Genomic DNA, 13,554 nt, shown 5'->3' on the forward strand with positions numbered 1-13,554 from the left:
GGCGGGGCTTGCGGTCATTCCAAAAAGTGTCTGTAGCCTTGAAGCTGTGTTAAGCCAAGGACAGCCAACTCATGGAATCGGTGGATTGTTCCAGCGTTGCACGGTGACGATCATGTGGCCTTCGCCGGTCAGGGATTGCCCTGCGTCGTCGACGGCGGCGATCACCTTGAGGTTGCCGGCATTGTTGGTGGACATCTTGCGCGCCGGGTTCGGCCCGGCATCGCCCGGGGTGAACACGCCGGTGTCGGCCTGCATGGTGCCGGCAAACTTGACGTCTTCGTCTTCCTTGGCGCGGTCGTCGAAGGCTTCGACCTTCCACTGCGCCGGGAACACGCCGATGCGATATGGCTTGCCGTCGGAGCCCTTGCCCCAGGCTTCGGCGTCAAAACGGCCCTGGACTTTCGGCGTCGAACCACCGCCCTCGCCGATCCGAGCCACCGAGAATTCCGGCACCACCTTGACCGAGGCGATCTTGCTGTACACCGACAGGCTCGGGCCTTTCAGCGTGCCTACACTGACCGCGCGCACGCCCGGCTGGGCATTGGCCGTCGCCTTGAGCTTGACCTTGATCCGCTCGGGGCTCTGCTCGACCACTTCGAGCACTTCCACGCCTTTGCCGAAGTCCGGCTTGCCGGTCAGGCCGCTGCCGATCAGGGTGACTTCGGTTTCGCTGCCGGCCTTCACATAGCCCGGCTGCACCGCCAGCAACCGCTGGGAGCCCTGTTTGGCGGCGACGAAGTCCAGACCGCGCTCATCGTGCTCGGCCTCGAACATCCGGCCCTGCATCGCATTGCCTTGGGCAGCGAACACCTGGCGCATGGTCACGCCATCGATCGTCACGTTGCCGCGCCATTCATAGCCGGTGTAGAGAATCGCACTGCCGTCGCCATTGAACGGCGTGCCGTCAGCGTATTGACCTTTGACGCTGACCTTGAAAGTGTCGCTGCCGTCGGCGGTCACGCTCATCACACCGGCCAGTTCGCCCTTGCCGGGCAAGTGCCCGCTGAAGCTCCAGTCGCCCACCAGCGCCTCGCTTTTCGGCGCCGCGCCCTGCCATTTTTTCCAGGCCGGGTTATCCAGCGGATAGCGCTTGGCCAGCAACGGCACCATTTCTTTACGGGCCAGATCGAACCAGTCGCGGTCACGGGACAGCGCCTGGTACTCCAGCGACGGCCATTGGCCGAGGTGGAAGTTCACCAGGCGTTCCCACTCCTGGGCCGGACGCCGTTGCAGGGCGACCCGCGCACCGGAGTGGCAGCGGCCGCACATCTGGCTGGTCTGGTCGTCGAAGTGTTCGACGGTGTTGAGCCGGCGCTCCAGCGCATAGCGCACGCCGTCGGTTTCGCTCGGCGCAAGGCCCTGGGTATCGGCCAGGTATTTGACAAGCGTCCGGCGGTCTTCATCGCTGATCTGCAAACCGTGCATGGTCTGCATCCGGGCGATGCTCATCAACCAGCCTTCCGGCGTTTTGCGCTGGTGGCTGATACGGCTCAGGGCGTTATCGGCTTCGGGGGTGTGACAGCCCTGACAGGTTTCCTTGAGGATGGTCTGGGCGTCGCGGGCTGCCAGGCTATGAGGCGAATGCAGCGCTACACAAGCGGCTACGGCCAGCAGGCTGGCGCTCATGCCTGATCGGAGTTTTCTCTTCATCAACGTCGAACCTCGCACGGTGCGTTCTTATTGTTGTGGCTTATCGTTTTTATGGTTTCTGCCGCCGGCGGTGAACCGCTGACGGAGGCAAGAGAAACGTCTGCGATGAGCAATACACGGAGCGTGCCAGCTTATGAATATTTCTTTGAATCAATGACTTGCCGATAAAAGCCGGTGTTTTGCCAATCGTGTCGTCTGCGTTCCACGTTCAATTTCGCGACAACTGTTTCAACCTGAGACAAGCATAGGATCAAGATCAAAGGATCGCAGCCTGCGGCAGCTCCTACAGGTGAACGTTGCTCCTTCTGCAGGAGCTGCCGCAGGCTGCGATCTTTTGAACTTCACCATGCGTCACCGGCGTCTCACTGCGTCGCAATTTGCGACGCATGCTCCCCCTTTTCAACTTGGGTCCATAACCCGCAAGCCCCGCTAAACCGGCTCTTGCCTCCCAATCAACATAACTGGCACAACCGTTGCGAAAGACCTCGCCACACGAACAAGACGAGGTTTCATCATGTCGCTCCCAAACCTGCTTCCCGCCACTTCGGCATTCATCCAGCGCGCCCCGCGCATGCTTATCGGCGGTGACTGGGTCGAGGCCGCCGACGGCCAGACCATGCCCCTGCACAACCCGGCCACCGGCGAAGTGCTGTGCGTGGTGCCACGGGCAACGCCGGAGGATGTCGACCGCGCGGTACTCGCCGCCCGCCAGGCGTTCGACGATTCGGCCTGGACCCGCACCCGCCCCCGGGAGCGGCAGAACCTGCTGTGGAAACTCGCCGACCTGATGCAGCGCGACGCCGAACTGCTGGCTCAGCTGGAATGTCTGAACAACGGTAAAAGCGCGGCGGTCGCCCAGGTGATGGACGTGCAACTGGCCATCGACTTCCTGCGCTACATGGCCGGCTGGGCGACCAAGATCGAAGGTTCGACGGTTGACGTGTCGGCACCGCTGATGCCCAACGACCAGTTCCACAGTTTCATCCGACGCGAAGCAGTGGGCGTGGTCGGCGCCATCGTTGCCTGGAACTTCCCGCTGTTGCTGGCCTGCTGGAAACTCGGCCCGGCCCTGGCCACCGGTTGTACCGTGGTGCTCAAGCCCGCCGACGAAACCCCGCTGACCGCACTGAAACTTGCCGAGCTGGTGCTGGAGGCCGGTTATCCCGAAGGCGTTTTCAACGTGGTCACCGGCACCGGCATCACCGCAGGCTCGGCCCTGACCCACAACCCGCTGGTGGACAAGCTGACCTTCACCGGCTCCACCGCCGTGGGCAAACAGATCGGCAAGATCGCCATGGATTCCATGACCCGGGTCACCCTGGAGCTGGGCGGCAAGTCGCCGACCATCATCATGGCCGACGCCGACCTGAAAACCGCCGCGGCCGGGGCCGCCAGCGCGATCTTCTTCAACCAGGGCCAGGTCTGCTGCGCAGGTTCCAGGCTGTATGTGCAGCGCAAGCATTTCGACAATGTGGTGGCGGACATCGCTGGCATCGCCAACGCCATGAAACTCGGCAACGGCCTGGACCCGAGCGTCGACATGGGGCCGTTGATCTCGGCGCGCCAGCAGGAGCGCGTCTACGGCTACATCGAAAAGGGCCGGGAAAGCGGCGCGACCATCGCCTGCGGTGGTGAGCAGTTCGGCCCGGGGTTCTTCGTCAAGCCGACGGTGATTGTCGACGTCGATCAGAAGCACTCACTGGTGCAGGAAGAAATCTTCGGGCCGGTGCTGGTGGCGATTCCGTTCGATGATGAGGCCGATGCCTTGCGCATGGCCAACGACAGTCCGTATGGATTGGGCGCGAGCATCTGGTCCAACGATCTGGCGGCGGTGCACCGGATGATCCCACGGATCAAGTCCGGGTCGGTGTGGGTCAACTGCCACAGCGCCCTGGACCCGGCGCTGCCGTTCGGCGGCTACAAGATGTCCGGGGTCGGGCGTGAGATGGGGTATGCGGCGATCGAGCATTACACCGAGTTGAAGTCGGTGTTGATCAAACTGTGAAACAGTTTTTGTAGGAGCTGGCGAAGCCTGCGATCTTTTGATCCTCGGTACGTTTGAGGCAGCCAAAAGATCGCAGGCTTCGCCAGCTCCTACGGTTTGAATCCCTGCCCCATCAACCAACTCCTGACCATCCTTCCCTGTTCAGCCGTCAACCCGGCCAACACCTGCTCAGCCGATTCACTGCGCAACCGCCGCACCAACGCCGCCACTTCAACCCCCTGTACATGCCAGATGCCCAACGGCTGATCCGCCGTGATCACCACCTCGACCTCATCGACCAGCCCATCACGCAACACCGGCGCCCGCTCAATCCTCAGCCCATTGAAATCCGCCTCGGCATGGGCCACCTCGGCGTCCGGCCAGTTCCGTCGCGCCTGCCAGAACGGCTGATCCGGCCAGCGCTGCTCATCGGCATAAAAATCCCGGCCGATCCGGGCAAACCGCAAAAACAACTGTTCCACCCGCTGCTGGTGAAAACGCTGGGCCAGAGCCGCCCGTTCGGGTTTGCACAGCAGCGTGTTGATCACCGCCGGTGCCTGCAACGCCGAAGACAGGGACTGAAAGATCCCGTTGCCCGACAACGGGTCCACCGCCATGGCCGCATCGCCGACCCGAATCCAGTTTTCGCCACACACCTGCGGGCTCAGAATCGCTGTGCTGCTGCGAGCGTGCAGTTGTAGATCAGCTTCCGTTTCGCCGGCAAAAAATGCCGTGGCAAGCTTCGAACCCTGGCGCCGCTGCTGGCAGTATTCGAGCAACATGGCCTTACCCGGCAACCCGGCGCTGGCCACGTCCACCGTCCATTGCCAGTAACACTGGCCGTCGGCGCGCCGCGCCATCCATGCCCAGCCGTCTTTTAGGCTTTCCACGGCGCTGGCGGTGCTGCCCGGCGAACCCTGCCAGCGATTGAGCAGGCTGACCGTCTCGGGCCCACGCATGCCCTTGCCGATAGCGGGGGCCTGACGTCCTCGGGCTTCCACGAGAAACGGCGCGAGCAACGGTTCGCGGCCGTCGATTTCGATTCGATGACCATTGGCCGATGACTGAACCGTCAGCACCCGGCCTTCGATCAGCTCGACCCCCGCCAGGTGCAAATCCTCACGCAGGCCTCGATCAAAAACCGGACGGTCGAGCAAGTATTCGATGTTCTGCGCGTGGTGTTGGCCATTCCATCTCACCTGGCGTTGAGAAGGCAGCGTCGCCTGCGCCAACGCCTGATGCAGGCCCGCGCCGCGCAAAGCCTCCAGCACCCGCACGGACACGCCTTCGAGCGCCGCAAACCGGCGCCATTCGCTGATCAGCGTGACGCCATGGCCCAGTCGCCGGAGTCCAAGCGCGACAGCAGCGCCGGCTGGCCCGGCGCCCAGAATGACGATGTCGGTCATGGCCCGAAACGCCGTTCAGGGCCACGGTAACGGGCATGGTCGCGCAACCACTCGATGACTTGCGCGTTGCTGGCGTCAGGCTGTTCGGCGAGGAACCCGGCGATGTGCCCGCTCAAGGCGGCACAACCGAGGCTCGCCCCGGATTGCCCCGGGTAGGTGCCATGCACACAGGCGGCGAAATCCGCCTGGGCGCTGTTGAGCCACGACCATTCCTGCTCGGCGCACCGCGCATCGCCGGTCACCCGCACCACCTGCGGATAGTTTGCCGGAAACACGCCTTCGCCCTGGGCCGGGCTCGACGCACACAGCAACACGCCCCGCGCCACCGCCGCCGCGCAGGCCGCGCGCAACAGGCTGCGATCCTGACGCAGGCCAAGGCTCAGATTGATCAGGCGCACGTTCTGCGTCAGCAGCCAGTCAATCGCCGTGGCGATCTGCAAGGCGCTGGTGACACCCCGCTGGTCGAACACCTGCGCCACACAAAACAGCGCCGAGGGTGCGCGCCGGCCGATCGCCTCGATCACCGCGCTGCCATGCCCCAGCGGATCTTCGCGCAAGTCGCCCTCGGCCAGGCCGTCTTCAAGCAATGAAAAGCGCCGGCCGGCGATCACTTGCACCCGTTGTGCCGCCGAGTGGCCGCTGTCCACCACGCCAATGCGCAACTCAGGTTTCATGCAGCACCGTTTTCGAGGTCAGCACGCCGTCGAGCAATTCGAAGCGCAGATCGGCATCGGCCAGGGTTGAGGGGCGATGGCTGATCAGGATGCGTGTACGCCCGGCAAACAAGCGGTCGATGGCGTCGATGACTTCGCGCTCGGTGGCCTCATCCACCGCGGACGTGGCTTCATCGAGCACCAGGATCAAAGGGTCTTGCAACAGCGCCCGGGCAATCGCGATGCGTTGCTTCTGCCCACCGGACAACTGCTGGCCCCGCTCGCCCAAGGGGCTGTCGAGACCTTCGGGCAAGGACTGGATCAGGCTGTCGAGTTGCGCCAGTCGCGCCACGTCGGCAATCGCCTCGCGGCTGGCATCCGGCACCGCGTAGGCCAGGTTGTCGGCGAGGCTGCCGCGAAACAACACGATGTCCTGGCTGACGATGGCGATGCGCCGACGCAACTGGAACAGGTCCAGTTCGCGCAGATCGACGTCGCCCAGCAGTACCCGGCCCGATTGCGGATCGTGATGACGTTGCAGCAGATCGATCAGGGTGGATTTACCCACGCCCGAGCCGCCGCTGAGGGCCACTTTCAAACCGTAGGGAATCCGCGCTTCGATGCCACGCAGGGTCAATTGGCGGCCGGGATGGGCGAAGTGCACGTTGTCGAACCACAGATCGCCGCCAGTGGGCATCGCCCGTGGCATGGCGGGTGTCAGCACGGTCGGTTGTTCGCCGCGCAACTCCATGACCCGGCCGAGGCTGACGGTCATCCGCTGGATCGCGACGTAAAGCCCGAGCAGACTCTGCACCGGCCCCACGGCCATGCCCAGATAGGTGGAAAACGCAATCAGGGCGCCGAGTTGCCAGGTGCCCTGCACCACCCAGTAACCGCCGATCAAGAATGCGCAGGCCCGGGACAGCGAGGTCAGGGTACCGGGCACGGCCTGGGTGAAAAACTCGGTGACTTGCAGGCGCAGCAACTGACTCATGTAGCCTTGCCCCAGCGTCTCGAGGCGCCGTGCTTCGCGTTGCTGTTGACCGGCGGACTGGATGAACTTCATCACCGGCAGGGTCTCGACCATGAACGACGACATGTCCGCCGAACGCTCGCGCAACTGCCGCACATCGCGCTCGACCTTGCGCCGCATCCAGCGCAGCCAAAGGACATCAAGGGGAATCAGCACCAGGGCCAGCAGCGAGAGTTTCCAGGACAAGGTCAGCAGCATCGCCACGGCCACCACCAGGCCGATCACGCTGGACACGGCCGAGAACAGCGAGTCCACGGCAAAGCGCTGGATTTCCGCGACGTCGCCATCGAGGCGCGACATCAGGTCACCAATGCGCCGCTGGCCGTAAAAGCTCGGCGACAGGGTTTGCAAGTGTCGGTACAGGTCATCGCGCAGGGCAAATAGCATGCGCCCGGACAGGCGCGTGTGCAGGTAGCGGTTGATGCCCGAAAGCGCCGTGCCCAACAAGCCGGCAACGATCATCAGCCCGGCGATCAACACCAGCATCGGGAAGTTGCGCGCCAACAGCCCATCGTCGATCAGCAATTTGGTCAGCCACGGTTGCACCAGCACCAGCGCCGAGGCGCAGACCGACAAACCCAGCAGCCCGGCAATCGCCAGGCGATGGGGTCGCACAAAGCTGTACAGCCAGCGCAGTGACGCTTGTAGCGCCTCGGGGTTCTGGCTGTCGATCAGCCGAACGATCAGGCGCTGCATCACGAACGCAACTGTTTGAGCTTGCGATACAGGGTCGCGCGGCTGATGCCCAGGGCGTCGGCGGCGGCCGAGACGTTGCCTTGGTGCGTGTCCAGGGACTGACGGATCAGCTCCAGTTCGTTTTCCCGGATGCTGCCGGCCTGGGGCCGTTCGCTGGCGGTCAACTCGTCGAGCATGCTGTCGGGCAAGTGGTCGAGGGTCAGCACGGTGTCACCCGGTTCGCGCATGGCCAGCGCGGTGCGCAGGACCATCTCCAGTTGGCGGATGTTGCCCGGCCAGTGATAGCCGCTGAGCAAGCGATCGAGATCATCGTGCAGGACCACGGCGGGTGCGCCCAGTGTCGTCAGCATGCGAGTGACCAGCGCGCCGAAATCCTCGCGTTCGCGCAGGGCCGGGAGCACCACGCTGATGCCGTTGACCCGGTAGAACAGGTCCTCGCGAAAGTGTTTTTCTTCCACCAGACGCTTGAGGTCGCGGTGGGTGGCGCAGATCAGCGCGACGTCGATGTCCTGCTCTTCGCCAGCGCCCAGGGGCGCGACCTTGCGATCCTGCAACACCCGCAACAACCGGGCCTGCAAGGCCAATGGCATGTCGCCGATTTCATCGAGGAACAAGGTGCCGCCATGGGCCTGCTGCAAGCGCCCGACCATGCCGCCCCGGCGTGAACCGGTGAACGCGCCTTCGCGGTAGCCGAACAGTTCCGACTCGATCAGGCCTTCGGGAATGGCCGCGCAATTCACCGCCACGAAAGGTTTGTCGCAGCGCGCTCCGGCCATGTGCAGGGCGCGGGCGATGACCTCTTTACCGGTGCCGGTTTCGCCCAGCAACAAGACCGGTAACTCATTGGCCAGGCCTTGACGGGCCATGCGCAAGGCACGGGCGTAGCGGGTATTGCTGCCGGCCAGCGCCTCCAGATCCGGTGGCGCCTTGGGTGTTTTCGCCGCGGTGCGCGGCGGGCTGCTGACGTTGATCGAGCGTTGCGGCGCGCGCAGGGTCTTGTAGAAGAACTCACCCTTGGCGGTTTGCAGACTGCCGGCCCCGCCCTGATGCAGACGCGCCAACAACTGCAGGCCATCGACGCCGAGAAACTCCTCGCAGCGCCGACCGATCAGGGCCGAGCGCTCGGCGTGAAGCAACTGGCAGGCCTGGGCGCTGACCGCGAGGATCTGCCCGCCGAGGCTCACGGCCAGCAGGCCTTGCCACGGGGACTCCAGGTATTGCCTGCGGCTGTGGAAAGCGAGGACGATTTCGTCCGGATAGCTTGAGTTGAAGATGCGGCTTTCGATCTGGCTGACCGCCATGGCCAGCAGCGCGGTGCTGTCGTGGGCTCGGCCGAGCGGGCCTTCGCGGGTCAGGTCGAGGACGCCAAGAATGTCGCCCTGGGGGCAATGGATCGGCACCGACGTGCAGGAAAAATCACTGAGGCGGTCCAGATAATGTTCGCCGCAATCGATCAGGGTCGGCCGGGCTTCGACCAGTGCCGTGCCCAGGGCGTTGGTGCCGCGCACCGCTTCGCTCCAGCAGGCGCCGAGGGTGATGTCCTGCAGGCCACTGCCCTTGAGACGGTCGGCACGGCCTTCGACGGCGAGGATGGTGGCGTCGGAGTTGGCGAGGATGATCAGCCCTTCCTTGCCCTGACGCTCGGCCAGGTAATCGATGGCCGGCAGCGCGGCGTCGATCAGCAAGCGGTTGCTGGCCAGCAGCACGTCGAGGCTGGCACTCGATTCCAGCGCCAGCTCATGCTTGGCATTGAAATGCACGCCATGGCTCAGGCTGCGTCGCCACGAGGCATCGATTTCCGCACGCAGGACGCCATCCGGCACTTCGCCTTCCAGGTGCAGCTTTTCCCGGGCCAGCCGGGCTTCGCGATGCAGTTTGGGGGAGTTTGTTTTTATTGGCGTCATCAAGCGCTCCGGGTCATCCACCCTGCGCCTTCATACGTCGGCGCCCTGGAGCAATCTTTACGTTAACGTAAGGGCTATGGCAAGTGCCGTAGGGCGCTTGTAATTCACCAGATAGACCGAGTTATCGTTCTTCGCGAGCAAGCCCGCTCCCACATTGTCCGATGTTGAACACACATTTTTGGTTCAACACGGTCAAGTGTGGGAGCGGGTTTGCTCGCGAAAGCGATTTCCCAGGCGCAGAAAAAATCAGCGGTGCCAGACCTCAGGCCCGACAAAAAACGCCTTGGCATTTTCCTCCAGACTCTCCAGGTGATACCCGCCCTCCTGCACGATCAGGCACGGCAACCCCAGGCTGCGAATCCGCTCACCGAGCACGCCGAACCCTTCGCGGGTCACCGCCACTTTGCTCTGCGGGTCCAGTTCGAAAATATCGAAGCCCAGGGACAGCACCAGTACCTCGGCGCCAAAGTCCGTCACCGCCTTCAGCGCCACCTCCAATTGCCCGAGAAAATCCGCCTCGCTGGCGCCATGGGCCATCGGCAGGTTGAGGTTGAAACCCTCGCCCGCCCCGACACCACGCTCATCGGCAAAACCTGCGACGCCCGGATAGAAGTTGGTCGGATCGCCATGCACCGAGACGTAGAGCACGTCTTCGCGATCGTAGAAAATCTCCTGAATCCCCTGGCCGTGGTGCATGTCGGTATCCAGCACCGCTACCCGCGAGAACCCGGCACGCAAGACCTGCGCCGCCACCGCCGCGTTGTTCACATAACAGAAACCACCCGCTGCTTCGGCCCGGGCGTGATGACCCGGTGGACGGCACAGGGCATAGGCTGCCGGCTCGCCATCGAGCAATGCCCGGGCGCCGGCGATGGCGCTTTGCGCCGACCAGTAGGCCGAACGCCAGGTCTGCTCGCCCACCGGGCAGCTGCCATCGGCCAGATAGCACGCGGCTTGCGCGAGAATCCCGCGCAGGGCATTGGGTTCGCGGACAAAGATGTTCGACATCACTTCGTCGCCCCAATCCTCGGGAATCTCTTTCCAGCGCTGATGGGCCTCCTGCAAAAACGTGAGGTACGGTGCGCCGTGCACCGCCAGCAGCGGATCGAGCCCGGCATCGACCGGTTGCTCGACCTTGAAACCCAATGCATGAGACGCCTGCACCAGGCGCTGCGCACGCTCCGGCACTTCCTGCGGCGTACGCATCTGGCCACGGGAGTAGTAACTGCGAGGATGGTGGAGCAATTGTTCGGGGTGGAAAAAACTGCGCATGGAGTGATTACCTGTCAGTTAACGAAAATCTTGAAACCGGACACGCACTGCTGTGGGAGCGGGCCTGCGTTCAGTCGATTTTTTCGGCGCGTGCCAACACCGCGTTGAGCAGCACATCTGTGCCCTGGCGCACATCCTCGGGCAGCACATCTTCGGCTTCGTTGTGGCTCAGGCCGCCCACGCACGGGATGAACACCATGGCCGTCGGGCAGTACCGCGCCAGGTGGATCGCGTCATGTCCGGCGCCGCTGACGATCGATTGCTGAGCGTAGCCCAGGGCGTCCACGGCCTGTTGCACCGCCGCCACGCAGTCCGCGTCGAACGGTGTCGCCGGGCTGATCCAGTGCGGGGTGATCGCCAGTGTCAAGCCGCGAGCGTCGGCTATCGCCTGCAGCCGCGCACGGACTTGTTGCTCCATCGCCTCGATGGTTTCATCACGGTGATGACGCAGGTCGACAGTGAAGTTCACCAAGCCCGGAATGGTGTTGCGCGACGATTTGTTGATGCTCAACTCACCGACCGTGGTCAGGCCTTCGGGGGCGAAGTCCGCCGCCAGGCTTTCGATGGCCTGGATCATCTGCGCCACACCGTACAGGGCATCCTTGCGCAGGGGCATCGGCGTGGTGCCGGCGTGGGCCGCCATGCCTTCGACCCGTACGTCGAGCCAGCGAATCGCCTGGCCGCCGCTGACCACGCCGATGCTCTTGGCGTTGTCTTCGAGGATCGGCCCTTGTTCGATGTGGGCTTCAAAGTACGCATCCACCGCGCCGCCCAGCGGGCGCGCGCCGGCATAACCGGTGCGTTGCAGCGCCTCGGCGACGCTGATGCCATCGATGTCGCGCACCGCCAGCGCGGCATCCAGCGCCATGATGCCGGTGAACACCGCCGAGCCGAACATCGCCGGGGTGAAGCGCGCGCCTTCTTCGTTGGTCCACACCGCCACCTCCAGCGGCTTGCGGGTCTGGATGCCCAGATCGTTCAGGCAACGCACCACTTCCAGGCCGGCGAGCACGCCGTACACGCCATCGAACCGCCCGCCTTCGGGCTGGGTGTCGAGGTGGCTGCCCATCATCACCGGTGCTGCGTCAGGGTCGGTGCCGGCGCGGCGGGCGAACAGGTTGCCGATGGCATCCACGCTCAGGGTCATGCCGGCTTTGCGGCACCAGTGGGCAAAGAGTTCGCGGCCGGCCTTGTCCTCGTCGCTCAGGGCCAGGCGGCAGCTGCCGCCACGGGCGGTGGCGCCGATTTCGGCCATCGCCATCAGACTCGCCCAGAGGCGTTCACCATTGGTCTTCAACATGTGTTTCTCCAGGAAATTCAGCTCAGGCCTTGGCCAGTTCCATACGTTCGGCACTGGCATGGCGACGGGCAAGGGACAGCACACACAGCAGAGAAGTCGCGGCAATCAGGCTGTAGAACACCGCCATCGGCCACCACTGGCCGGCGAACCTGTGCGCCAGCATCGTGCCGATCAGCGGCGTCAGGCCACCGGCCAGCGCGCCGCAAATCTGGTACGCCAGAGAGATCGCGGTGTAGCGCACACGGGTCTCGAACATACCGCTGACGTAACCGGCAATCACCGCGTAGAACGACGCCATGCACACCACTGCCAACGCAATGCCGAGGATGATCAGCGGCGCCTGGGCCGAACTGACCAGCACGAACATCGGGTACGGCGAGGCCATGGCCAGCAGCGAGACCAGGCACAGGAAGCGGGTCGCGCCAATCTTCTCGGCGACCCAGGCCGCCAGCGGCTGAATGCAGAACTGGATGATCGCGACGACGAACAGGCACTCCAGGATCAATGAGCGCGGCAGTTCGAGTTGCTGGGTGGTGTAGGCGATCATGAAGGTGTTGGTGAAATACACCCCGGCGATCCCCAGGGTGTTGGCGCCGATGCATAGCAGCAATGGACGCCACGCTGTGCGCAGCACTTCCATGACCGGCGCCTGCTCCTTGCGCTGGCTTTTGCCGGCCTGCTCGCGGCTGGCAAGAAACTCCGGCGATTCATTGACCCCCAGGCGAATCGCCAGGCCCACCAGCAGCAACAGCGAACTGGCGAGGAACGGCAAGCGCCAGCCCCAGCTCATCAGGTCCTCTTCCGGTAACCGGGTGACGGCGCTGAAGGCCAGCAGCGACAGGATCAAACCCGCCGGGCTGCCCAGTTGCGCAAACGAGGCGAAGAAATTGCGCCGGCCTTTCGGCGCATGCTCGCCGGCCATCAACACCGCACCGCCCCACTCGCCACCCACGGCGATGCCCTGGACGATACGCAGCACAATCAGCAGCACCGGCGCAGCGGCGCCGATTTGCCCGTAGGTCGGCAGCAAACCGATGCACACCGTGACCACGCCCATCATCAACAAGGTGATGATCAGCGACTTCTTGCGGCCGATGCGGTCACCGATATGACCGAAGACAATCCCGCCCAACGGCCGCGCAAAGAAACCCACGGCAAAGGTGCCGAAAGCGGCCATGGTGCTGAACAGTTTGTCGTCGGAGGGGAAGAACAGCGCGCCGAACACCAGCGCGGCGGCGGTGGCATAGATGTAAAAGTCGTACCACTCGATCATGGTGCCAATGAAGGCAGCGGCTGCCGCACGGCGCGGCTGGGACGAAGCGGGAGGCTTCATGGGGGGACTCCTTTGGTTATTTTTCTGGCAGGAGAGAAACGGCAAATCCGCGGCGCTCTGACGGCGCCGGTCTGGGGATGATTTTTCGTTTCGGGACCATGATTAGTCAATTTTCTATTTATTATTCGAAGTATTACTACAACTTATAATCGAAGGCGGCAGCCGAATGCGGCGTGCAACGCCCAGGCGTAGGCGTTCAGCAGAAAGTAAACGATGTCACCAGCATCCAGGATGTGCGAACCAAGCCATGAGTCTGGTGCCACAACCTGCACCTGCATGAGATTTCGGCACCCATGCAGCAAGCCGTCCTGGCTGAAAAAAAA

At 63.7% G+C, this 13,554-nt stretch carries 10 protein-coding genes; 1 reads left to right on the forward strand and 9 read right to left on the reverse strand.

Annotated elements, in window-relative coordinates; all coding sequences use genetic code 11:
• Positions 1 to 69: 69 nt before the first annotated feature.
• Entirely contained in the window at positions 70 to 1,650 is a 1,581-nt protein-coding gene (gene peaA / locus ACM6G4_RS01115) for a quinohemoprotein amine dehydrogenase subunit alpha (RefSeq protein WP_414912848.1), read from the reverse strand.
• Positions 1,651 to 2,164: 514 nt separating this feature from the next.
• On the opposite strand from peaA, the gene ACM6G4_RS01120 reads away from it, so the two are divergent.
• A complete protein-coding gene (locus ACM6G4_RS01120; RefSeq protein WP_414912849.1) occupies positions 2,165 to 3,655 on the forward strand; it encodes an aldehyde dehydrogenase family protein in 1,491 nt (496 codons plus the stop codon).
• Between the two features lie 89 nt (positions 3,656 to 3,744).
• Here ACM6G4_RS01120 and ACM6G4_RS01125 read toward each other — a convergent pair whose 3' ends face one another.
• The 8 genes from ACM6G4_RS01125 to ACM6G4_RS01160 all read right to left on the reverse strand — a co-directional run.
• Positions 3,745 to 5,040, reverse strand: coding sequence for a lycopene cyclase family protein (locus ACM6G4_RS01125; protein ID WP_414912850.1), 1,296 nt, complete (start codon positions 5,038 to 5,040; stop codon positions 3,745 to 3,747).
• Positions 5,037 to 5,714 (reverse strand): S8 family serine peptidase, encoded by a 678-nt coding sequence (locus ACM6G4_RS01130; protein WP_056722686.1) that lies wholly within the window; start codon positions 5,712 to 5,714, stop codon positions 5,037 to 5,039. The genes ACM6G4_RS01125 and ACM6G4_RS01130 overlap by 4 nt, the downstream gene beginning before the upstream one ends.
• Positions 5,704 to 7,422 carry an ABC transporter ATP-binding protein gene (locus ACM6G4_RS01135; RefSeq protein ID WP_414912851.1) on the reverse strand — a complete coding sequence of 573 codons (1,719 nt, stop codon included), beginning with the start codon at positions 7,420 to 7,422 and terminating at the stop codon, positions 5,704 to 5,706. The genes ACM6G4_RS01130 and ACM6G4_RS01135 overlap by 11 nt, the downstream gene beginning before the upstream one ends.
• Positions 7,422 to 9,326 carry a sigma-54-dependent Fis family transcriptional regulator gene (locus ACM6G4_RS01140; RefSeq protein ID WP_414912852.1) on the reverse strand — a complete coding sequence of 635 codons (1,905 nt, stop codon included), beginning with the start codon at positions 9,324 to 9,326 and terminating at the stop codon, positions 7,422 to 7,424. The genes ACM6G4_RS01135 and ACM6G4_RS01140 overlap by 1 nt, the downstream gene beginning before the upstream one ends.
• Positions 9,327 to 9,572: 246 nt before the next feature.
• Positions 9,573 to 10,598, reverse strand: coding sequence for a histone deacetylase family protein (locus ACM6G4_RS01145; RefSeq protein WP_414912853.1), 1,026 nt, complete (start codon positions 10,596 to 10,598; stop codon positions 9,573 to 9,575).
• A gap of 70 nt (positions 10,599 to 10,668) precedes the next feature.
• Entirely contained in the window at positions 10,669 to 11,898 is a 1,230-nt protein-coding gene (locus ACM6G4_RS01150; RefSeq protein WP_414912854.1) for a Zn-dependent hydrolase, read from the reverse strand.
• A gap of 22 nt (positions 11,899 to 11,920) precedes the next feature.
• Positions 11,921 to 13,231: an MFS transporter gene (locus tag ACM6G4_RS01155; RefSeq protein WP_056722695.1), complete on the reverse strand. Its 1,311-nt coding sequence runs from the start codon at positions 13,229 to 13,231 to the stop codon at positions 11,921 to 11,923.
• Positions 13,232 to 13,374: 143 nt separating this feature from the next.
• The coding region (locus tag ACM6G4_RS01160; protein WP_414912855.1) for a hypothetical protein at positions 13,375 to 13,554 on the reverse strand (180 nt) is incomplete at its 5' end.

Origin of the sequence: Pseudomonas sp. IT-P258, assembly GCF_949767825.1 — a bacterium.
Lineage (GTDB): Bacteria > Pseudomonadota > Gammaproteobacteria > Pseudomonadales > Pseudomonadaceae > Aquipseudomonas > Aquipseudomonas monachiensis.